Annotated in this window: 22 protein-coding genes, 1 other RNA gene and 1 pseudogene; 17 read left to right on the top strand and 7 right to left on the bottom strand. The window is 39.4% G+C overall.

The genetic code is table 11. From position 1 onward, the window contains the following. Positions 1-249: 249 nt before the first annotated feature. Positions 250-426: a hypothetical protein gene (locus ACIFPW_RS04735; protein ID WP_194220982.1), complete on the bottom strand. Its 177-nt coding sequence runs from the start codon at positions 424-426 to the stop codon at positions 250-252. Positions 427-807: 381 nt separating this feature from the next. Between ACIFPW_RS04735 and ACIFPW_RS04730 the strand changes: the two genes are divergently transcribed. From ACIFPW_RS04730 to asnB, 4 genes and pseudogenes are all read left to right on the top strand, one after another. Beyond that, positions 808-1,290 carry a DinB family protein gene (locus tag ACIFPW_RS04730; protein ID WP_430242409.1) on the top strand — a complete coding sequence of 161 codons (483 nt, stop codon included), beginning with the start codon at positions 808-810 and terminating at the stop codon, positions 1,288-1,290. 165 nt (positions 1,291-1,455) lie between these two features. Further along, positions 1,456-2,061, top strand: coding sequence for a peroxiredoxin (locus ACIFPW_RS04725; RefSeq protein WP_430242407.1), 606 nt, complete (start codon positions 1,456-1,458; stop codon positions 2,059-2,061). 190 nt (positions 2,062-2,251) lie between these two features. After that, positions 2,252-2,812, top strand: coding sequence for a class I SAM-dependent methyltransferase (locus ACIFPW_RS04720; RefSeq protein ID WP_430242405.1), 561 nt, complete (start codon positions 2,252-2,254; stop codon positions 2,810-2,812). A gap of 429 nt (positions 2,813-3,241) precedes the next feature. Further along, a pseudogene (asnB, locus tag ACIFPW_RS04715) lies at positions 3,242-5,148 on the top strand (asparagine synthase (glutamine-hydrolyzing)). Between the two features lie 56 nt (positions 5,149-5,204). Here the strand turns inward: asnB and ACIFPW_RS04710 are convergent. Next, entirely contained in the window at positions 5,205-6,590 is a 1,386-nt protein-coding gene (locus ACIFPW_RS04710) for a DUF2254 domain-containing protein (protein WP_430242403.1), read from the bottom strand. Positions 6,591-6,793: 203 nt separating this feature from the next. Between ACIFPW_RS04710 and ACIFPW_RS04705 the strand changes: the two genes are divergently transcribed. From ACIFPW_RS04705 to ssrS, 5 genes are all read left to right on the top strand, one after another. Beyond that, positions 6,794-7,258 (top strand): CBO0543 family protein, encoded by a 465-nt coding sequence (locus ACIFPW_RS04705; protein WP_430242401.1) that lies wholly within the window; start codon positions 6,794-6,796, stop codon positions 7,256-7,258. An 84-nt stretch (positions 7,259-7,342) separates the two neighbouring features. After that, positions 7,343-7,666 carry a DUF3889 domain-containing protein gene (locus ACIFPW_RS04700; RefSeq protein ID WP_206759479.1) on the top strand — a complete coding sequence of 108 codons (324 nt, stop codon included), beginning with the start codon at positions 7,343-7,345 and terminating at the stop codon, positions 7,664-7,666. Between the two features lie 131 nt (positions 7,667-7,797). Next, entirely contained in the window at positions 7,798-8,097 is a 300-nt protein-coding gene (locus ACIFPW_RS04695; protein ID WP_430242400.1) for a hypothetical protein, read from the top strand. A gap of 129 nt (positions 8,098-8,226) precedes the next feature. Continuing rightward, a complete protein-coding gene (locus ACIFPW_RS04690; RefSeq protein ID WP_430242398.1) occupies positions 8,227-9,141 on the top strand; it encodes an AEC family transporter in 915 nt (304 codons plus the stop codon). 114 nt (positions 9,142-9,255) lie between these two features. Further along, positions 9,256-9,439: non-coding RNA, 6S RNA (ssrS, locus tag ACIFPW_RS04685), on the top strand. A 158-nt stretch (positions 9,440-9,597) separates the two neighbouring features. Here the strand turns inward: ssrS and splB are convergent. Both splB and ACIFPW_RS04675 read right to left on the bottom strand, forming a co-directional pair. After that, the gene (gene splB / locus ACIFPW_RS04680) at positions 9,598-10,626 is read right to left on the bottom strand and encodes a spore photoproduct lyase (protein ID WP_194220991.1); all 1,029 of its coding nucleotides are present in this window, start codon (positions 10,624-10,626) and stop codon (positions 9,598-9,600) included. A gap of 11 nt (positions 10,627-10,637) precedes the next feature. Beyond that, positions 10,638-10,898 carry a transcriptional regulator SplA domain-containing protein gene (locus ACIFPW_RS04675; protein ID WP_404682603.1) on the bottom strand — a complete coding sequence of 87 codons (261 nt, stop codon included), beginning with the start codon at positions 10,896-10,898 and terminating at the stop codon, positions 10,638-10,640. Positions 10,899-11,047: 149 nt separating this feature from the next. On the opposite strand from ACIFPW_RS04675, the gene ACIFPW_RS04670 reads away from it, so the two are divergent. Next, positions 11,048-11,245 carry a hypothetical protein gene (locus ACIFPW_RS04670; RefSeq protein WP_430242396.1) on the top strand — a complete coding sequence of 66 codons (198 nt, stop codon included), beginning with the start codon at positions 11,048-11,050 and terminating at the stop codon, positions 11,243-11,245. Positions 11,246-11,334: 89 nt separating this feature from the next. Here ACIFPW_RS04670 and ACIFPW_RS04665 read toward each other — a convergent pair whose 3' ends face one another. From ACIFPW_RS04665 to ACIFPW_RS04655, 3 genes are read right to left on the bottom strand one after another with little or no spacing between them, the layout of a single operon-like run. Beyond that, the gene (locus tag ACIFPW_RS04665; RefSeq protein ID WP_430242395.1) at positions 11,335-11,580 is read right to left on the bottom strand and encodes a hypothetical protein; all 246 of its coding nucleotides are present in this window, start codon (positions 11,578-11,580) and stop codon (positions 11,335-11,337) included. Further along, complete coding sequence (locus ACIFPW_RS04660; RefSeq protein WP_430242393.1) at positions 11,573-12,766, bottom strand: Ger(x)C family spore germination protein; 1,194 nt, start codon at positions 12,764-12,766, stop codon at positions 11,573-11,575. The genes ACIFPW_RS04665 and ACIFPW_RS04660 overlap by 8 nt, the downstream gene beginning before the upstream one ends. Before the next feature lie 30 nt (positions 12,767-12,796). Continuing rightward, entirely contained in the window at positions 12,797-14,377 is a 1,581-nt protein-coding gene (locus ACIFPW_RS04655) for a spore germination protein (RefSeq protein ID WP_430242391.1), read from the bottom strand. Between the two features lie 256 nt (positions 14,378-14,633). Here ACIFPW_RS04655 and ACIFPW_RS04650 point away from each other — a divergent pair, with 256 nt between their 5' ends. The 7 genes from ACIFPW_RS04650 to ACIFPW_RS04620 all read left to right on the top strand — a co-directional run bounded on the left by ACIFPW_RS04650 (position 14,634) and on the right by ACIFPW_RS04620 (position 20,802). After that, a complete protein-coding gene (locus tag ACIFPW_RS04650) occupies positions 14,634-15,125 on the top strand; it encodes a CBO0543 family protein (RefSeq protein ID WP_430242389.1) in 492 nt (163 codons plus the stop codon). Positions 15,126-15,182: 57 nt separating this feature from the next. Then, complete coding sequence (locus ACIFPW_RS04645; RefSeq protein ID WP_430242388.1) at positions 15,183-16,268, top strand: GerAB/ArcD/ProY family transporter; 1,086 nt, start codon at positions 15,183-15,185, stop codon at positions 16,266-16,268. Between the two features lie 393 nt (positions 16,269-16,661). Next, complete coding sequence (locus tag ACIFPW_RS04640) at positions 16,662-17,225, top strand: HD domain-containing protein (protein ID WP_430242386.1); 564 nt, start codon at positions 16,662-16,664, stop codon at positions 17,223-17,225. A 26-nt stretch (positions 17,226-17,251) separates the two neighbouring features. Next, positions 17,252-17,797 (top strand): histidine phosphatase family protein, encoded by a 546-nt coding sequence (locus ACIFPW_RS04635; RefSeq protein WP_430242384.1) that lies wholly within the window; start codon positions 17,252-17,254, stop codon positions 17,795-17,797. A gap of 400 nt (positions 17,798-18,197) precedes the next feature. Beyond that, complete coding sequence (locus tag ACIFPW_RS04630) at positions 18,198-18,443, top strand: biotin/lipoyl-binding protein (RefSeq protein ID WP_226612333.1); 246 nt, start codon at positions 18,198-18,200, stop codon at positions 18,441-18,443. 265 nt (positions 18,444-18,708) lie between these two features. Further along, a complete protein-coding gene (locus ACIFPW_RS04625) occupies positions 18,709-19,899 on the top strand; it encodes a dicarboxylate/amino acid:cation symporter (RefSeq protein ID WP_303529194.1) in 1,191 nt (396 codons plus the stop codon). 150 nt (positions 19,900-20,049) lie between these two features. Then, entirely contained in the window at positions 20,050-20,802 is a 753-nt protein-coding gene (locus tag ACIFPW_RS04620) for a class I SAM-dependent methyltransferase (RefSeq protein ID WP_430242382.1), read from the top strand. Positions 20,803-20,973: the final 171 nt, after the last annotated feature.

The following is a 20,973-nucleotide window of genomic DNA, read 5'->3' as shown; positions in this document are numbered from 1 at the left end:
TTTTCTGATCTAGCTCCAGCGCCCAGGTCCTCGAGTCGCTTCGCCTTTTACTCTGAACACAAAGGGCGTGTTCAAATTAAAAGGCTCCAGCGCTTGTCGGACCTAACCGGGCGCTTGCGCTTTTCTGATCTAGCTCCAGCACCCAGGTCATCGAGTCGCTTCGCCTTTTACTTCGAACACAAAGGACGTGTTCAAATTAAAAGGCTCCAGCGCTTGTCGGACCTACCGGGCGCTGGAGCTTTTCTTTTATTAAAGCATTTTATATTCTTCGTGTCTTACGACGATTCGTTTTGATTCGTCTTCTGAGTATTCTTCCCATTCGGCTACAATCGTATTGTTTAGTAAGCTAACGACTTTAGCTTTTCGGTTATCGATTTCGACTAGACTTCCGATTTCAGGGAGAATGATTTCCTGTTCTTCCTCCATGTAAATCCCTCTTTTCCATTTAAACTGATTTATATAATAACATAATTCATATAGGATGCCTAACGATCTGAAAAAATCAATTGTATTTTTGTTGAAAAACCACTTTGGGGTTGATAAGCCTCGATAAATACAAGGAATATCGAGCTTAATCGCTAATTTTCGCGAAATCCTCCGTTACAGTTAACATAGCTAAGAGGAAAGAAGGTTTTGTGTTTTAGCATATGAAGAGATGTATTAGCATAGAGTGATATATAGCCTATTCTCTCCCCCCTCTTTGTGAGGGGTATTTTTGTTTTCTGAACGTTTCTCCCTTTATTTGCTCAAGAATGAGGTGTAAAATGAATGAAGTAAAGAATGAATACATATTCAGGAGGTTATTTGATGTTTCGATCACTTGAAGATTTTGTACGAACATGGGAACGTGAGACGGCTCAAACAGTTAAACTAATGGATCATCTAACAGATGAATCTCTTTCACAGCAAGTAGCGCCAGATCATTTTACACTTGAAAAGCTAGGTGTTCACTTGTCACAAGCGATTACTTATATGATGTCGAGTGCTGGGCTCGATCTTCAACCGATGAAGGAACGTGAATCCTTTAAGGCAGAAGAAATCTCAGCTTTGTATAAAGAAACTGCTGAAGAGTTCGTGAGCACTCTTCAGGAGCAGTGGAATGATGAGAAGCTAACAGAAACAACCACATTCTTTGGCAGTGAGACAACTTACGGAACGATTCTTCTTCTCTTGCTCCAACATCAGACGCATCATCGAGGACAAATGACAGTGCTTATGCGCCAGGCTGGTCTTACTGTACCTGGAATGGTCGGACCATCTCGTGAAGAATGGGCAGCAATGAAAGGGTAAACCTTTAAATGAAAGAGACTTTCTTTAGTAAAAAGAAAGTCTCTTTTTCTATGATATAAAACGCTTTAAGTGAACGGTTATGATCGTTAGGGATTAGAGGAATAAAAGAAAGAGACAAATGGACAGCCTCTTGTACATATACTGCCTGTGAAAAGAGGTGGGGACGTGGAGCATGAAGAGCAGCAATTTTATCACCGACTAAACTGCGCACAAACAACAGACAAGGCGCCATTATTTCGTGCTGAGGCCTTTGATCCGATTCAAAAAGAAATAAAGAGAATCAGCTTAGAGGATTACCGGGAGAAATGGGTCATTCTTTTTTTCTATTCTAGCGACTTTACGTTTGTCTGACCGACAGAATTAGCAGCGGTCGCTGCTATTTATCCTGAGCTTCAGGCTATGAATACGGTAGTCTTAGGAATTAGTACAGATAGCGTTTACGCACATAAGGTTTTCACCGAAGTATCCCCGGCTGCATCGAAAGTGAATTATTTGCTTGTGAGTGATCGAAATCATAAAATCAGTCGAGATTACCGTGTATTAAATGAAAATGCGGGTGCTACCTATCGAGGAACGATTATTATTAACCCAAAAGGTGTGATCGTCTCGAAAATGGTTTATCCTGTTGAGGTAGGTAGAAATGCATATGAGATTCTAAGACTAATTCAGGCACTTCAATATAATGAGAAGACAGGAAAAAGCGTTCAAGCCAATTGGGTACCTGGTCAGCAAGGGATCAATCGGAACGCAACTTATATAGGAAGAGTATAGAGCTACGGTTTACCGTAGTTTATTTTTTCGCGGTTTTCCCATCTAACTATTGAATTCTTGGTATCATCATAAATAGAGTTCCTTTTAAGGGTAGGAATGGTCATAACTATCGGACTTTTGATCAAGGAAGGCAGGATGATTCATTATTAATCCAACCAAACAATCAAAGATATTCGACAAGCACGCAAAGATGTATGAGAAAAGAAGAAAGAAAACAACCATAGATACAAAATTTCGAAAGAAACTTTTAGCTAAAGCGAGTGGTGATGTTTTGGAATTATCGGTGGGAACAGGAACGAATTTCCCACTATACCCTAACATTCATTCACTAACAGCAGTTGATTTTAGTGAAGAGATGGTTCGCTATGCAAGAGAGGCTGCAAAAGAAACGCAGTATCCCTGTACGATCGTCGAGGAAGATGTAGAAATGGTTGATTTCAAAGAAAATACCTTTGATACGGTCGTCTCTACCTTATCTATGTGCTCCTATCCTCATCCCAACGTTGTATTGGAGCAAATGGCGAAGTGGTGTAAACCAGGTGGACAAGTATTACTGTTTGAACACGGAATAAGTTCGAATCGCATAGTTTCACATCTTCAAAGGAAGTTTGATCCAATAGTATCAGAAAAAATCGGATGTCACCTTGATCGGAATATAGTCCAACTTGTAGAAAATTCTAGTCTTCGTGTGACAGCAGTGGAAAGCCATTTATTGGGTATATTTCATCTCGTTTTTGCAACAATAGAATGATAAGTAAACCTCTCTCTGAGCTACATAATGAGAGAGGTTTTTTTCTATAGATTTTATTCAATTCCTCTAATTATGTCGAAAGTTGACTTCTTTTCGGATTAGCTTTCGAATTGAAAGTGGAGTGTGATTTAATAGAAGGGATCACATCCAATTAATTTCCTAGATAAGACGAACGACTTCTTTCCACTAATTGATAACAACCTACTTCTCCTACTACCTCTCGAATAAAGAAAGCTACCGCATTTATAAATCAGATGAAACATTTAACAAGTTGAAATCGTTTAATAGATTGAATTCTTTCCGAATTAAATGACAGATACTGTCATAAATGCAGTCGATCTAACGAATTTTTATAACGATAAGGTTGCGGTTAGATTACAACCATGTTACAATGGGAGTGTTAATTCAAACGAAAGTGTGGCTACAACTATGTGTGGTTTTGTTGGAGTGTTACGTACAGAACCAGGAAAATCGGACCGTTACGATCATTCGGATTTCGTGAAAAGGAATCAAATTATTACACACAGAGGACCAGATGACGAAGGTTATTATACAGATGAATCGATTTCTCTTGGTTTTAGAAGGCTTAGTATTATTGACCTTGAAAGTGGGCATCAGCCTTATCATTACGAAAATAAGCGATATTGGATGGTTTTCAATGGGGAAGTTTATAATTATGTAGAACTTCGTGAACAGTTGAAGAGAGAAGGTTACACGTTTGACACGGAATCGGATACAGAAGTGGTTCTTACGTTATTTGTACATAAAGGGGAGAAGGCGTTCGCTGACTTAAGAGGAATGTTTTCGATTCTTATTTGGGACAAGCTAGAAAAGAAATTAGTGGGCGCACGCGATCCTTTTGGAATTAAACCCCTTTACTATATGCAGAATGATGAGGAGCTGATTTTTGCTTCAGAGAAAAAAGTATTACAATGATAGAAGAATTCGAAGCCGTGAATCCTTCTGCTCTTCAACATTATTTAAGTTTTCAATATGTACCAGAACCGCTAACGATGACAGAAGGAATAAAGAAGCTTGAGCCTGGTCATTATTTTGTTAAAAAGCATCATGAGCCCATGGTGATGAGACGCTATTTCCATGCGACATTTAAACCGATCACGACAGAACGAAATTGGGTGAAGGACATTCAGAATGTTCTTTATGATTCCGTTAATGTTCACATGCGAAGTGATGTCCCAGTTGGCTCGTTTTTGTCTGGGGGGATAGATTCTTCCATTATCGTTTCGATGGCCAAGAAATTTAATCCTCAAATTAAAACATTTTCTGTTGGCTTTGAACGAGACGGATATTCAGAAGTTGATGTTGCCAAAGAAACAGCTGATAAGCTGGACGTTCCAAATTATTCTTACATGATTTCTGCAAAAGAGTATGTTCAAAAGTTACCAAAAATCATGTGGCATATGGATGATCCACTTGCTGATCCAGCTTGTGTTCCGCTTTATTTTGTTGCAAGAGAAGCACGGAAGCATGTAACGGTTGTCCTCTCAGGTGAAGGAGCAGACGAGCTCTTTGGTGGATACAACATATACCGCGAGCCCGATGCGCTCCGTCTTTTCAAGCCTATGCCGGTAATGATGAAAAAAATGGTGAATCGCGTTGCTCAAGTTTTTCCTGAAGGAATGCGAGGAAAGAGCTTTCTTGAGCGTGGATCCACACCGCTCTCAGAGAGATATATTGGAAATGCGAAGATGTTCGAAGAAAGTGAAAAGAAAGAGCTTTTAACGACTTATTATCAAAACGAGCATTATCAAAAGATCACAAAACCGTTCTATCAGAATGTGAAGAAAGATAATCTAGTGAATCAAATGCAATATGTTGATATTCAAACGTGGTTACGAGGAGACATTCTTTTAAAAGCGGATAAGATGACAATGGCAAATGCGTTAGAACTTCGTGTGCCGTTTCTTGATAAAGAAGTGTTCCGAGTAGCACGTGAAATTCCAGTTTGTGAAAAAATTGCAGATGGCACAACAAAATCAATTCTTCGTAAGGCGGCACGAGGTGTTGTGCCAGACCATGTTCTTGACCGAAAAAAACTTGGTTTTCCTGTGCCGATACGTCATTGGCTAAGGCAAGAATTGTACGAATGGGCGAAGCAGCTTATTCATGTGAGTGAAACAGATTACTTGATTGATAAATCACTTGTGATGAGACTTCTTGAAGCGCATAAAGCTGGAAAAGGTGATTACGCAAGGAAAATTTGGACCGTGCTAATCTTTATGCTCTGGCACCAAATATTTGTTGAAGGCGTGTATTCCTTTGAAGAGCTTCAGCAGGAAGATGAAATTGTAAGCAAAGTAGCAACATATCGCTAAATGAAAAAGGTGACCTCTGGAGGTCACCTTTTTTATATGAATTTGAATTTGTATCCTTACGAGTGCCGTTGTTCAATTTGGATTAAACGTTTCTCAATGGGCTTGTAATCTTCCTGATGCCCTGTAAATACAGCGAGATCATAGAGACGCTGCAGGAGATAATCTCGATCAAGATCATAGATGAATTCTTTTGGAATGTGATCCATTGAATTTTTGGCGAAGTTCCATACAACATCCAGTTTGTCCTTACTAATGGATTGTGAAACCATGCTAAGTGCTGAAATGATTTCCGTAATGATTGGATAGTTATCACCGGCGTAGTGTCTTAAGTACCCAAATCCTCGATATAGGTAATAACTGAAGTCTTCAGCATCCATCACAACTCTTACTTGTTTTTCATGATCGGCAAGGTACGGCGTGAAGGTAATGTCTCGTTCCACTTCAAGAAGGAGGTCAGCCATTTGATGAATAATGGTGATTGAAGTTTGGGGGTCATCGTTACCGAGTGATTTCACACCAATTTCTGATAGCTTGGTCATCCCCATCTTTAGGTCCTGAATCTCTGTTTCTTTATAACCTAATTCAATAAAGCTGCAATATTTTTCTAGGTTAACTCGTTCACCCCCGGCACCCCAATATGAGAAGAAGCGGTTACCTTCTAGAACATAATCTCCTACTTTGTTATGGAGTTTAATAATGACTTGATCTTTCCGAGCTTCGTCAATCATCGTTTTGAAATCAATGAGCTGAATATAGCCAGATTTAGGAGCTGTAATAAGCGTTTCGGTCTCCCGTTCTTTTTCCATTAAATCTCCTGGTTCTTCAGCACGAAATTGTTCAAGATCGTTTCGAAGCGTTTCTCTTACAATGGAAATGGATTCTTCCTTCATGTTTGTAGCTATATTGTGTACTTGCATCCAACTCGTAGCGTGGTTAATAAAGAAAATAAACGTCACAACGGTTATAAATGCGAGTAGTACGGTCATGCCGGGTATGGCTACAAAATATTCGTCTTCTTTGCTCGTAATAAATAAGAAAATGACGAGAACATAAACAAAGCTACCGTGGAATATTCCAATGAAGTGCTGTGTCGTTCGGTCAGCAACGAAGTTAAGAAGCATTCTAGGTGAGAATTGCCCGCTGAACGTTGTGAGAACAACGAGTAACGAGTTGAGTGTAAAGGCGCTAAGAGTTAAAATACCGCCTATGAGGGCACTAATTAGCAATCGTGTTGGCTGAGCTGTTGTGCGAAACATCTCAGGCGCATATCTAGATAGTTCAAAAACTAAATCAAAATAAAGTGTGACAGCTACAAATACAAAGGCTCCTAAAATGTATAAGCCAGGCATATACCAAAGCGTGGCCTGAAGTTCATGCTTTCGAATGCGTTTAGACATTTCGAAATATTTTCGTAGCTGCCATGGTAATAATTTTTTTATCATGGCAAGGGGCTCCCTTCAATTTCATCACTAACACTTTAGAATTCCCCTAAGAGTGCGGCGTTAAACCGTGTGAGCAGGAATTCCTTTCTTTTTTTTATATCTGGTTCAAAGGGATAAACCCTGTCCCTCGTTCAACTGTGAATATGAAGATGGGATAGAGGAGATAGTAATAGAATAGAGGATTAAATTGAAGGTGATGAATCGTGATATCAGAAGAATCAATACTGTGGATTTTAATTAGTATTGGTGTTCTTTTGTTTGCTTACAGTCTTAGAAAGCCGCCAATAAAGGAATGGCTTCTCTTCTTTTTATTAACAGGCTATTTGTCATCGATTATTGGTGTCATTGTGGTTGAAGAGAATTTGCTTTCCTATCCAGTGAACTTGTTTAATACGCATTTCGATTCCAGTTTTACATATGAATATATCTTATTTCCTGTATTAGGAATTTACTATTATCAAAGTACTTATCGATCTGGGTGGTTGGGTTTTATCGTGAAGGCTGCAGTGTTTTCTTCTATTATTACTATTATGGAATACTTTTTAGAAAGATACACAAATCTTATACACTATATAAGCTGGACTTGGATGTATACATTTATCAGTACAATCTTTGTGTTAGTGCTCATCCGCATGATTGTCAAGTTCCTGCCACCCGTTAAAAATTAGCGAAGGGATTTAACTGGTATGTGAATGATTAGAAGGAAAGGAATGAATACTATCTTCAGAGTAAACTGAATGGAGGTAGTTACTTTGTTAAATAAACTGATTGCCGTCTTAGGAATGACTTTCATACTCCTTGTTCCGATCGCACAAGTTGGAGCTGAACCACCTTCTTATGCGAAGTGGGGGAAAACAGCGATTCAAGAGACGAGTCAAAGGTATCCCGATCAACAAATTACAGACTACAGATATGATGGGAAGGTTTTTATATCCGATGTACGTGAGCAATACGATTTTGAATTTACGTTAAAGCAAAATGGACAATCAAGGGAGATCAGAGTGTATGTCCTTGTTAACCCTAAGAAGGACCAGTTAATCGATGTGAAATATGATGAGATTGAAGAATTTCAATAATCCTTATGAAAAAGTCAGCCATACCGGCTGGCTTTTTGTTGTGTTTTTAGGAAAAAAGGAATTTAGCGAGTTAAATCGAATGATATATGAATACAGAGAGGGTTATTTATTGAGAAGAGGAGAGGAAGACCATGAACATTATTAAGCGTAAAACAGATGTTGAGACGTTGTTGAAGAATTTTGAGCAAATTGCTGAATTTGACCAAATAGGTCAAAAACATTACCTCGTTTTTGACGATACAGAAAGAGAAGGACAGTGTACGGTCATGAAATACCAAGGTGCTTCATTTTCCGTGCATTGCAAAGGAGCCTCTTATTGTGATGATCAGGAAAAGTATTTAGATGATCGTGCACTAATAGGTTTCTTATGGAAGCGACGTAAGGGCGTTAACATGATTCTTCGAGAAGCACTTAAGGAAAAGGTTTCTTAACAACCGCAGCTTCAATCGTGTGGAATCATCTAGGAACTCTTTCGAATAAGCATACGTCCTGAAGAAATGCTCTCTTTCATGTAAACTGTATACGTAGATAAAATGCAGTACTGAATTGAGGGACTCTTTGTGATTGGTGTATTTATTGAAATTATTGTACCCGTGTTCATTCTCATTGGCATCGGTGTTTTACTGCATCGTATTTTTCAATTTGATTTGTACACACTTGCGAAAGTAAATATTTATTTCATTGTGCCAGGCTTTATTTTCTTGAAACTGTATGAAACAGCTTTTTCGCTATCGTTGTTTTTATCGGTGCTTACTTTTTTTAGTTTGTTAATTGTGATTTTATATGTTGTTTCTTATTTAATTAGCCGTTTATTCGGCTATAGTAGAAGTGTACGCGCATCGTTTACAAACAGCATCTTATTCTACAATTCAGGGAACTATGGCGTACCGGTAAATGATCTTGTCTTTAAGCATGATCCGTTTGCTATGTCGATTCAAGTTATTATCTTAACGTTTCAAAACATTCTCACGTTCTCATGGGGAATCTTTTCTTTAAAGACGGTAGAAGGAAATAAATTAAATGCGCTTCTTGGGTATTTTAAAATGCCTGTTTTATATGCGATGGTTCTTGGAGTCGGATTTAATTTACTCCATGTAGAACTGCCTGAATTTGTATTAATACCTGCCGGGTACATTGGTGATTCGATGGTGGCGATCGCTTTGTTAACGTTAGGAGCTCAGGTGGCTCAGCTTCGGTTCGCGAAAAATTTATCTGTTGTTTATGTAAGTTTAATGCTACGTCTGTTGCTTGGACCTGCCATTGCACTGGGGATTATTTTTGTACTAGGTATTGACGGGATTACGGCCCAAGCGTTATTGATTTCATCAGCCATGCCGACAGCTGTGAACAGTGCTATTATTGCTCAGGAGTATGAAAATGAGCCGGAACTCTCTGCACAGATTGTACTTGCTTCAACCGTTCTCAGCATGATCACAGTTACGGCTGTTATTTCATTAAGTCGCTGGTTGTTTTAGATGGACTGGTACTCTTTTGTCCTACTATTGAAAGGGAGAAAGTGTACGGAACTGGAAATCGCAACCATTGATTTTTAGTAAACGAAGGTGTAGAGTATAGTCATAAGCAATACCCATTTCCTGCAACGCACGTTAACAACGGTTGTCTCAAACCGATGCTAGTTTTCCGGGAACTCTAAATCCAGTTGCTAATAACAAGCCGGCCTTCTGAGCGGGACGTTAAAGGTAGCTGTGCGGGTACCCACCTGCTTTTACGCGGGCTTTGAGACACTTATAGTGACGACGAAGCGGGGTTGGGTTTAAATTTGCTTATTTTTTCTTTTTAAATTAAATGGTGCTGTACATATAAAAGGCATGGAAGCGACTTCGCTTCCATGCCTTTTATGAGTATTGGTGTTTCGACATCGTTCGAGTTAAAACGGGCGGTGCCTGTCACCGCCCAAACCGCCTAAGTCCTTACGTGAAATACTCTAGCTTTGCATTTGGAAAGAACTTATCTATATAGCTTCCGAATGTGTCTTTCATGTCCTGCTGCTGATCCTTCTGATAAACGTACTTTCCAATACCATATTTTCCCCATTTATAAAGGCGATCTTCTTCTTCCATTTCAAGCTTAGACATTGGGTAATTTTTTTGAATAACGCGCTTAGCTGGTTTTGTGAATCGATGCTGGATGAGTTCAAATGTTAAGTCTTTCGTTGCGCTCTTAGGAAGTTTGGCTTCTAACTTCTCAAATAGAGTCAGATAGCCCTGCTTCCAATCATCGTACAAATAGATAGGCGCGATGATGAAGCCCAGTGGGTAGCCTGCTTCAGCGACTTTAGCGGCTGCTTCGATGCGCTCATCAAGTCTGGAAGTTCCGGGTTCTAGAAATTTAATAACGTAATCTGCATTCATACTGAAACGGAACCGTGTCCTTCCCTGATGATCCGCATCTAGTAGATGATCCACATGTGCAAATTTCGTCACAAACCGAAGACGTCCATGATCAGATTTACCAAAGTACTCAATCGCACGCTTCAATGTATGCGTTAAGTGATCAATGCCCACGATGTCTGATGTACAGGATGCTTCAAATCGGGTAGGTTCAGGTGCTCGTTCTTGCATGTACTTTTCTGCAGCATCAAAAATATCATCGGTATTTACATACGTTCGTATGTAGGGCTTGCTGCCCATCGTTGTTTGGAGATAGCAATAATGACAGTGCCCCATACAACCAGTTGCAAAAGGGATCGCATATTCCGCGGAAGGTTTAGACGTATCAAATTTCAACGTTTTCCTTACCCCAACGACGAGAGTAGATTTAGCGACACGATATTGCTGGAAGTGATTATCCCCAGGAAGGTTTCGTACTTGATTGTGTGATGTTGTTTCCCTAATCTCAATATCCATTTTAGAGAACTTCTCGTGTAGTTCCCGTCCAAGTGGATATTCTAACGCTCGTGGTTCCATGTAGACGAGCTGTGGTACAAAGGGTTTGACCAATGGAAGCCCTCCTATTCTATGGATCCAAAGTATGTGGCATAGGCCTGTTCAGCTTCTGCTTCTGAATGATAGATCGCCATATCAGAATCAAGCGGGTAGTATGTTTCATACAAAAATAAGGCAAGCTTACCAGGTTCATCAGGATCGTTCACAACGGCTGCTTCCTGAATGTTAGCCACGCTGTACGTATGAGGATTGCGGTACATCACATAGACAACATCACCTGCTTGGTAGTCTTGTCCTGACTCGTAAGTGGAATCGTGCAAGTCCATTCTTTATCACTCCTTCAAGTTCTTCTTCCTCATTGTTCCACAAGAGTGACATTTCCTTTCTGGTAAATAACGCCTATTTTAGTCATGAAGTCTAAAACGAGCGCATACGATGTTCTGTTGACTTGAAAGTAAGGGAGGTGCGTGAAGGCATGATGAAATACTTGAGGAAACTATTGCCTTCACTAAGTTTTAGTGACAGAGTATTTGCCCGTTTAAAGCTATATCGAAAAATGAAAGGTGGGGTATGGTACAAAGTTTCTGATCGTGTCGCTCCGAAGAAAAGCACATGGGTGAGAAAATTAGAAAATCCTGAAGCGTATTATGTATGGAAAAGAGAAGGACATTAGAGATATTACAAAGACGCCGAATTCAACGGCGTCTTTGCTTATATACGACACAATATGACAATTAACGGGTGGTGACAGGCACCGCCTACCTATTGCAACCATCCATACAATACGTTACTCAATGGTTCGAGTATGAAATTCACGATCGTAAGTGGGGTTGGGATATGGATGTGAAGTTTATTTAGAACTAAGAAAGTAAAACTGATACATAGAAGGATGCTATATACCCAAAGGTCTTTCAATTGCTTTTTCTTTCGTAATTTGGCTGCTTCCATAACGGTAACTAGAATCGAGGCTACACCCACAGCGATAATAAACCACATCTTTTTACTCACCATCCTTTCTTTGAACAGAATCGGTGATGTTTCCGGTACGTTGAATGTTTGCGTGGATGGTGTAATCCACTTCGACGTTTTTAAATTCCTCATTCCAATGATTTTTCAACATTCGCCACTGATCTGGATGTTCGCGATGAATGAGGGCACCAAAACCTAAGATGTCACTGTTGAATTTATCTTGACTTGCAGAAACAGCTGACTCCATTTTAGATTGAATGTCTTTTTCGACCATTGCTTCTAACATTCGTATTGTCCTTGGGTTTGTAAGATCCACATTACATTCCAAATCACCTACATTCCCATCTACTCGAACGGTTGCCTCGATATGTGGGACGTTCTTCTCCATGTGTCCCTCAATGGACAATTTTGCACTAATGATTTCAATGGAAGCATTCTTCTGTGAACAAGGGACATTTACAATAGTACTTGTGACATTGTTGATAAAATAATTAAAACCTTTACTTTCATCCTCGTTCAACCAGCCGATTAGTTTATCTCCTTTGAAGACTCCGATATGAGCAATTTGAATAGTAGTTGAGGGCTCTGTTTTTTCGAGGTTTTTGCTATTCTTGCCTACATTAGGATCGCCATTGACAACAATCCCAGTAAGTACAGCCTTAATTCCTTCATTAGACAGCTTATTTAATAATTCATCAAGCTTTACTGCATAAGTAGGGGCCCAGTTTTGTTCAGACATTTTGAGTGAGGAGACAATTTTGCTAGACGAAATTTTATCCATAGGTGTTAAAATGTTTAGGAGTTGACCGGCGCGTGTGTCTTTTGCGATAACAAGAAGGAAGTCCGTTCTCATCTCATGGTCTCTAGAAAGAAAATCAAGCGATTGGACAATGCCGCTTTTGGCTGCTTCTTCGCCAAACACAATCATTTGAACATGAGAAAAATAAACCTTTCGAGGTGCTTGCACCGTTAATCTCCGAAAAGCTTCAAATAGCGTTTCGCCAGAAGAACGATATGTTGTCGTAGCCGTCCGATTTGTTGGACTATCTGAGGCGATTTCTCCTGGATTAATGATTTGAACGGTCAGCAAATAACCTTCATCGCTTTTGTCAATAGCGATGGCTGTAGCAATCGCTATTTCGTTAAGCTCTCTACTACTCCAACAGCTTGTTAACAGAAATAAACATGTTAACAAAGTGGCAAGTCGATATACGTAAGCTCTCATGTCCATGATCACCTTCTTATTATCCTCAAATTAATTTGATTCTGGTTTTGGTGGAGGAGTGGTATTTCTTGTTTCATCGCCTTTGCTAATGAACGAAGGGCGTGTCCGTAGTTTCCAAAGCGGCGCACGTAGAATACTATCTTTTTGGTCTTTCGGGATAATGGGCGCCATAGGAGACATATATGGCACGCCAAATGAGCGCAAACTGCATAAGTGAAGGACCATTGCAATAATACCGATGATAATCCCAAATAAACCAAATGTTGCAGCAAGAAACATGAACGGAAAGCGAAGCACTCGAAGAGAAATGGCTAAGTTAAATAAAGGCATAACAAAGCTACTAATAGCTGTGATTGAGACGACGATTACCATTGCAGAAGAAACGATACCTGCTTCAACTGCAGCCTGTCCAAGAACTAGTGCGCCAACAATAGATATAGCAGAGCCAACAGCGCGAGGCATACGAATACCCGCTTCACGTAACACCTCAAAGGTAAGTTCCATTAACAAAGCTTCAATCAGTGCTGGAAAAGGCGTCCCTTCTCGCTGTGCTGCTAAGCTAATGAGAAGGGAGGAAGGAAGCATCTCTTGATGAAAGGTTGTCACAGCAATATAAGCAGAAGGTGTTAATAAAGCAAGGAAAAAGGAGATATATCGCAAGAAACGAACCATTACGCTTATATCAAAACGTTGATAGTAATCTTCACTTGATTGAAAGAATTGAACAAATAAAGTTGGGACAAGAAGGACAAATGGTGTTCCGTCAACGATTATGGCTACTCGGCCTTCTAATATGCCAGCAGCAATCGTATCAGGTCGTTCAGAGTTGAAGATCGTTGGGAAGGGAGTGTAGGTATTATCCTGAATATATTCCTCAATATAGGCACTTTCCAAAATGCTATCAGTATCAATTTTCGTTAACCGATCGCGCACTTCTTTCAAGATACTCTCATCAACAACACCTTTTAAATAAACGAGGGCAACATCTGTTTTGGTCTTATGGCCGATGGGGTTCGTTTCGATCCAAAGAGAGGGATCTTTGATTTTTCGTCTAAGCAGCGCGGTGTTCGTTCGAATTGTTTCCGTAAAACCATCTTTCGGCCCTCTAATGACAGTTTGGGAAGTGGGTTCATTAACGTCGCGATCCTTCCAGTTTCTTGAACCAATAGCAAATCCTTTAGACTCACCTTGAATAAGTATGATTGTATCTCCAGAAAGGAGATGATCATATAAGGGTTGAAAACGATGAATCTCTGTTAATTCACAGGCAGCAAGAGAGAAATGCTTTAGGATCTCATAAAAGCTAGCATGTTGTATGACGTTCATCGCTATATCCGTTTTTCGAATATCGAGCATCAATGGATCAATGACGCTTTCCTGGACCATTACTTTGTCTGCAAGTCCATCAATAAAAATGACAGCGATAAGTTTTGTCTCATCTGTACCAGAATGAATCTCTCTAATCGTTAAATCAGAACTTTCTCCTAGCATTTTCTTTATGTTCACTATGTTTTTTTGAAGATCCAGGCTAATGTCTTTAGAAGTACTATCGGTGGAAGAGTCCTTTTCATTACGTTTTTTGGTTTCCCTTAATCGCCTTATGCGTTTCATCACAAATCCCCCACATTATTTTCTTCACATAAGTAGGTTTTCACATCGAATAGTTTTTATCCACCTCAACGTCATAAATCGATATGGGCATAAAACTGAGCGAAAATTCCCCTATTATGCATAAACGGCTCCGAAAGATGCATACTACTTTTGTATAAATATGTAAAAATGTTTTTGCTATGGTAAGTAGCGTATCTTTATCCAAAATAAACATGATGATACGAAACACATACCGTTATGAATTAGGAGAATAACAATGAACATTGTCCTCATTATCACGCTACTGTTTTTTGTTTTTTGGAAAGGCGATTGGAGAAATTGGGAAAAATACTATCCTAGTATGCTTTATATTGCTTTAGCAGCAACCGTTTATGAAACGATATCGTATGAAGAATTTCATCTTTGGGAGTTTAAAAAAGACATTTTCTTTAGTAAATTTAATGTTCATTTACTACATAACCTCGTTGTTAATCCTTTAGTTGTTCTACTTTATCTGTCTAATTATCCAATGCGAAAAAGAAGGTTTCTATACAATGTGAAATGGATTTCAGGATTTTGGCTTGTGGAATGTATAGCTTCTAAAGCTGAGATGATTACTTATCACAATGGATGGAACCTGGCATGGTCACTATTATTTATTACTGTGATGTTTCCGATGGTGCACCTTCATCACCGGAATAAAACGATTGCACTTCCATTATCGATAGGCATCTCGATGCTTCTATTAGTCATTTTTCATTATGTATAATCGATAAGGAAGAAGTAAAACTATAAGGTTCCAGCTATCAAAAGGAGCGTCTGAGCGATGGCAAAGGAAATCATTAATACGCGTCAATTCTCATGGTTAGTTGCCTTATACATAATTGGAAGCTCCATCTTAATTATTCCTGCGGGTCTAGCTGCTGTAGCAAAACAAGATGCGTGGATTTCAGCGATCGTTTCAATTGGAGTCGGAACAATGCTCGTCGTTTTTTATGGGTATTTTATGAAGAAATTTCCTGATATGACGATTGTGGAAGCGAGTGAGAAAGTACTCGGTAAATGGATTGGTCAGATTGCATCGCTTTTATTTTTCACCTTTCTCTTTCTTCTTGCAGCTCTTGTCCTCAGAAATATTGGAGACTTTTTAACGACCCAAATCTTGATTGAAACGCCGCTATATATTATTTTCACCATCTTTATGATCGTCGTTATTATGGGCGCAAGTCTGGGGATAGAAACCATTGCAAGAGCATGTGAAATCTTTTTCCCTTGGATTTTCTGTCTGCTCATTTTGCTAACCATTCTCCTAGTGCCTGAAATGCAGTTTGAAGCGATTAAACCGATAATGGAAAACGGTGTTAAGCCAATTATCAAGGCTTCTATTCCCTTTATTGGTTTGCCATTTCTCGAATTAGTTGCCTTTCTGATGATCTATCGACACGTAGACAAACATAATAAATTGAGCATTTCATTCTTAAAAGGAACTGCGATGGGTAGCGTCGTTTTGTTTGTTATTATTTGTGCCACAATCCTTGTATTAGGAGCGGATTTCACAGCAAGATATACGTATCCTACGTATATTCTTGCAAAGAAAATTAGCATCGGGAAAATCGTCGAACGAATTGAAGTCATCGTGGCGATTGTTTGGATGCTTTCTATTTATTTTAAGTTAGTTCTTTTGTTCTACACCTCAGCACGTTCGTTAACGCATATCTTTCGCGTTCAAAACTATCGACTGCTGTTATTTCCTCTTGGAATAGGGAGCTTGGTTTTAGCACAAATTAGTTATCCTGACATTATTTATATGCAGGATTTTGTATCGAAAACATGGACCCTTTATGCATCGATCTATGGAGTTGGATTCCCCATGTTATTAATTCTAGTTGCAAAAGGTAGAAAGTTGATTTAATAGAACGAATTGGAGAAGAGCGTGCTAGCCTTAGTGTAGGTTTACCGTTGGTTCTTTACCATCTCCGTCCTAAAAGAAATAAGACCTATATACTCTCTGCAGGTGGTACCTTTAGGTATCGCCTGTTCTCTTTTTTACTATGGAGAAAAAGGTAATGATAATGGAATAATATGGTTGGTGATTAGCGGACAACTCATAATTAAATGTTGGTAAAGTTAAATGTTTGTATCTAAGAGTCATCTTACGACTATTTTTGAATGGAAAATCGACTTTTAAGGGGACGAAAGAGAGTTTAGTTACATATAAAGAACAATAAGCAATGCTACAATCACGTTTTTCGCACTTATTGAATCAAGGATGTCACAGCATCTTGGAAGAAGGAGGATATCATTCATGGATGCTTATCAAATGATTACGTTCATTAAGGAACTTGAAAGATTAAAGGATACGACAAGAACTGCCTACATGAGAAGCGGTCGACGAGAGAGCGTTGCCGAACATTCCTGGAGGCTAGCGATGTTTGCTTTTGCTTTAAGTGATCAGTTTCCAGAGCTTGATACAAAACGAGTACTCATTATGTGCCTTGTTCACGATCTTGGAGAAGCATATGACGGGGATATCTCTGCTACGGTTCAAGTCGATCAAAAGGAGAAAGTACAAAAGGAAGAAGAGGCTGTTCAACGTCTCACATCATCCCTTGGTGAGAAGGGAAAGCATGACATTCTTACAATCTGTCAGGAGTATAATAGAGGCTACACGAAAGAAGCCAAGTTTGTAAAAGCACTCGATAAAATGGAAACGATTATACAACATACCCAGGGCACGAATCCCCCTGGTTTTGACTATGAATTTAACCTTACTTATGGGAAAGAGTATGTGAAGGATCACGGTATAATGAAATCCATACGTGAAGAAATTGATAAAGCAACGATAATGAAAATGAATGAGGAAGCATGAGCTAATAAAGGTAGGGATGGGATTAGGTGAAAATAAGTTTAATACGACATGGAAAATCGGCCTGCGATTTTTCGAACCGGTTAACTAGTGAGGCTTATTGCCAATGGGTTAGTCAATATAATAGAGAAGGCATATGTGATGAAGCTCCGAAACATGTTCAAGCTATTTTACAACAAGCACCGTTAGTATTAACGAGTGACTTGCCGAGGTCTCTAGAATCAGCGCAGCAGGCAAGTACGATTCAAAGCGATCCAATCTTCCGAGAACTGGAACTCCCCTTTTACAACATACGCTTCCTAAAGATCAAACCTCAAATGTGGACAGTCTTTTATCGGTTTCTTTGGTTTATTGGTTTATCAAACCAAGCAGAAACTCGAAAGGAAGCGAGAAAGCGTGCCAAGTTAGTCGCTGATGTTTTAGAGGAATGTGCAATGGCAAAGGAATCTCTCGTTTTAGTTGGGCATGGCTTTTTCAATCGCTTTATTGGACGGGAGTTAGAGAAGCGAAGCTGGAAGTTACAGGGAGATAAAGCCTCAGCCAATTGGGCTTGTGTTACGTATTGGAAAGAATAGAACGAATCATTTTACTTTTTATTTTTTGCTCGGATTTTACTATGTTGAAATATTTTCAGCAATGTTGTGTGCTTCAATAAACACTGTGTAGCTAATATAGTATGCGAGGTTATGAGATTACTAGTTACATGAAGTGATGAATCAAATAGTAATTCGCAAGAAAGAGACGCTATCTTAGCAAAATGTAATTGGTCAATTATTAAATTAAATCTGCTAGCTTATAAAGGGTTTTCAAAAAATAGAGGGGTTGTCAAAAAGAAAAAAGCAGGTAAAATGGACGCAAGGTTAAAGAAAACATTCGTTTTGCATCATAGAAAAGCATGCGAAACATATCATGGAAGTATAGAAAACAAACTGTTCCATACAGGAACTATTACAAGCTGGAAAGGGGAAAGAAACCATGAATCGTTCAGTGGTCTGTCCATGTGAGGGAGTTATCGAGAAAGTATTCGTCAAACATGCATCTCGAGTATATGAGTGGGAGCCAATGTTTGTCATTCGCAATGGACAGGGCAATACCGAGAAAATTACGCTTGGAGTAAGCGGGGAAATTTCTGAACTTCATGTGAAGGAGAATGATCGCGTAACTGGCGGTTACATTCTTGCCTCAATGAAAGAAGATGATTTTGTAACAGGAAGCGACTGATGCTCGCTCATAGCTGAGCACTGTGCTTGATGATCATAGAAGGAGCGAGATCTGACGCAAGCATGTTACGGTTTACCGTAGCGCTTGCGTCTTTCGTTTTTTTGATCCGATATGAGAATAATATCCAACTTATCCATATAATACTTTGTTGATCAAACTTTCTTATTTGTTTCTAACGAATATGTCTTGCAGGATGACTCTTTTTTTAGTAAAGTACACATATATTACACCCGAGATGGACAAATGTTTTTGTATGGAGGACACTATGAAGAAAATTGGACTGTTGCCACGTATTCTTATTGCCATTGCCCTTGGAATTGTTATTGGAGCTTATTTCCCTGAATGGACCGTACGATTATTTGCTACATTCAATGGGATTTTTGGAAACTTTCTAGGTTTCGCGATTCCTCTCATTATTATTGGATTTATTGCACCGGGAATTGGTGAAATTGGGAAGGGTGCAGGGAAGTTAATTGGGGTTACAACGTCAGTTGCGTACCTTTCTACGTTTCTAGCTGGTTTGCTAGCTTTCTTTGCTGCACGAAATTTATATCCTTTATTCCTTGAAACCGGGGGAGCCGCTTCAGAGATGGCGAATCCTGAAGAATCGTTATTAAAGCCTTTCTTCGAGGTTGAGATTCCTCCTATGATGGGCGTTATGACGGCACTCGTTCTAGCGTTTACACTTGGACTTGGCATGGCTGCGATGAAGGGGAATATGCTAAAAGGGGTTATGATTGAGTTTAGAACAATCGTTGAGAAAGTGATTAGCTACGTCATTATTCCATTACTACCGCTTCATATTCTTGGCATTTTCGCAAACATGACAAGTGCTGGACAAGTCCAAACAATCTTAAGTGTTTTTGCCAAAGTGTTCGTCATGATTATTCTTCTTCATATGACAATGCTTTTGATTCAATATAGCATTACTGGTGCAGCGACATCTCGTAATCCTTTTAAGCTTCTGAAAGGAATGATGCCAGCGTATTTTACAGCGCTCGGTACTCAGTCTTCAGCGTCTACTATTCCAGTCACGCTAAGACAAACGAAAAAGAATGGTGTACGAGAGAAAATTGCTGATTTCAGCGTTCCGCTCCTTGCGACTATTCACCTTTCCGGAAGCACGATTACGATTGTCTCGTGTGCGATGGCGGTTATGCTTTTGAATGGACAGGAGCCTACATTCGCTGCGATCATTCCATTCATCCTTATGCTTGGGGTTACCATGATTGCGGCGCCTGGTGTACCAGGTGGTGCTGTTATGGCGGCGATCGGACTGTTAGAAACAATGCTTGGATTCGATTCAACGATGATCTCACTAATGATCGCTTTATACCTTGCACAAGATAGCTTTGGTACAGCTTGTAACGTAACAGGTGATGGGGCTTTGTCAGGCCTTGTGGATCGATTAACATCGAAGAAAGCAACTTTGAAAGACACTGCAAAAGCAGGATAACATTTAGGACAGGCAGATGCCTGTCCTTTTTGATGTTCTCTCGCAATCCAGTTCGTTCATAATAAGCCACCATTGCTGTAAGGTTTGTTTGAGAAAAAGGATTCTCCTATTATCCTCTCGAAATGAAAGTAGTTGGAGGAGGAGAGGAATATGAAATATACGATTTTGGAACAAAACAAAGGAAGTTGGAATAAAGTTGCTCATCATTTTAACGGGGTAGATGCGTTACCTGCGTATGGCCCTTTTGCTCAAACGGAGAACGAGCTCCAGCTATTTGATCAGCTTGAGAAAAGTAAAGTACTTGAGGTTGGGTATGGTAGTGGGCATTCATTACGGTATATGGCGAATAATGGAGCAGAAGAACTGTGGGGCGTCGATTTATCTGAAGAACAAAAACATAAGGCTGAGGAAACGTTATCAGGTTTATCCCCCAATCTTTTTTGTGCGCCAATGGAAGAAGAGATTGGCCTTCCTAAAAACTATTTTGATCATGTATTTTCTATTTATGCGATTGGATGGACAACAGATCTAAGGAAAACTTTCGCATTGATTTACTCTTACTTAAAGGAGGGAGGAAGCTTTGTTTTTAGCTGGGATCATCCTTTATATGTTCATTTGAAAAGTAAAGAAGGAGCAGTGACACTTAACGGTTCTTATCAAAATGAAGGCCTTCATACATTTGAAGATTTCAAAGGCGAAGGCGTCACCATGACGATCCATAAACGGAAAATGTCCACTTACATAAATGAATTAATCCAGGCGGGGTTTACGATAAAAAAGGTGATTGAAAGTGATGTTTCTTCTTCTATGTCTGAGGAAGACATAACTGTTTCAGATCGATATTATTCTTTGTACAAAGCAAAGAAATTTCCAACTACGATGATTATTAAAGCGGTTAAATAAGTTAGTAAGCTCTGGATTTTGAGGGAGATATTATAGTTTTTCCATCGAATGATATGGAACTTATTGTAAGCTGATCCGTACTTTAAGAGAAGCATTTCTTTCGAAGCAGAAGCCACTATCTCTTAGAGGATGTGATTAATCTAGTTGTAAAATTCTTTTTTTGCATGGGCT

Source organism: Pseudalkalibacillus sp. NRS-1564, assembly GCF_050467905.1.
Lineage (GTDB): Bacteria > Bacillota > Bacilli > Bacillales > Guptibacillaceae > Guptibacillus > Guptibacillus hwajinpoensis_B.
Note: the sequence above shows the minus strand (reverse complement) of the source record. Positions and strands in the feature narration are given on the sequence as shown.

What these genes read in the sequence shown, in the direction of transcription:
- ACIFPW_RS04735 (WP_194220982.1), bottom strand. Translation starts at nt 426, where the DNA reads ATGGAGGAAGAACAGGAAATCATTCTCCCTGAAATCGGAAGTCTAGTC.
- ACIFPW_RS04730 (WP_430242409.1), top strand. Translation starts at nt 808, where the DNA reads ATGTTTCGATCACTTGAAGATTTTGTACGAACATGGGAACGTGAGACG.
- ACIFPW_RS04720 (WP_430242405.1), top strand. Translation starts at nt 2,252, where the DNA reads ATGTATGAGAAAAGAAGAAAGAAAACAACCATAGATACAAAATTTCGA.
- ACIFPW_RS04710 (WP_430242403.1), bottom strand. Translation starts at nt 6,590, where the DNA reads ATGATAAAAAAATTATTACCATGGCAGCTACGAAAATATTTCGAAATG.
- ACIFPW_RS04695 (WP_430242400.1), top strand. Translation starts at nt 7,798, where the DNA reads ATGAACATTATTAAGCGTAAAACAGATGTTGAGACGTTGTTGAAGAAT.
- ACIFPW_RS04675 (WP_404682603.1), bottom strand. Translation starts at nt 10,898, where the DNA reads ATGGACTTGCACGATTCCACTTACGAGTCAGGACAAGACTACCAAGCA.
- ACIFPW_RS04670 (WP_430242396.1), top strand. Translation starts at nt 11,048, where the DNA reads ATGATGAAATACTTGAGGAAACTATTGCCTTCACTAAGTTTTAGTGAC.
- ACIFPW_RS04660 (WP_430242393.1), bottom strand. Translation starts at nt 12,766, where the DNA reads ATGAGAGCTTACGTATATCGACTTGCCACTTTGTTAACATGTTTATTT.
- ACIFPW_RS04655 (WP_430242391.1), bottom strand. Translation starts at nt 14,377, where the DNA reads ATGAAACGCATAAGGCGATTAAGGGAAACCAAAAAACGTAATGAAAAG.
- ACIFPW_RS04650 (WP_430242389.1), top strand. Translation starts at nt 14,634, where the DNA reads ATGAACATTGTCCTCATTATCACGCTACTGTTTTTTGTTTTTTGGAAA.
- ACIFPW_RS04645 (WP_430242388.1), top strand. Translation starts at nt 15,183, where the DNA reads ATGGCAAAGGAAATCATTAATACGCGTCAATTCTCATGGTTAGTTGCC.
- ACIFPW_RS04640 (WP_430242386.1), top strand. Translation starts at nt 16,662, where the DNA reads ATGGATGCTTATCAAATGATTACGTTCATTAAGGAACTTGAAAGATTA.
- ACIFPW_RS04630 (WP_226612333.1), top strand. Translation starts at nt 18,198, where the DNA reads ATGAATCGTTCAGTGGTCTGTCCATGTGAGGGAGTTATCGAGAAAGTA.
- ACIFPW_RS04625 (WP_303529194.1), top strand. Translation starts at nt 18,709, where the DNA reads ATGAAGAAAATTGGACTGTTGCCACGTATTCTTATTGCCATTGCCCTT.
- ACIFPW_RS04620 (WP_430242382.1), top strand. Translation starts at nt 20,050, where the DNA reads ATGAAATATACGATTTTGGAACAAAACAAAGGAAGTTGGAATAAAGTT.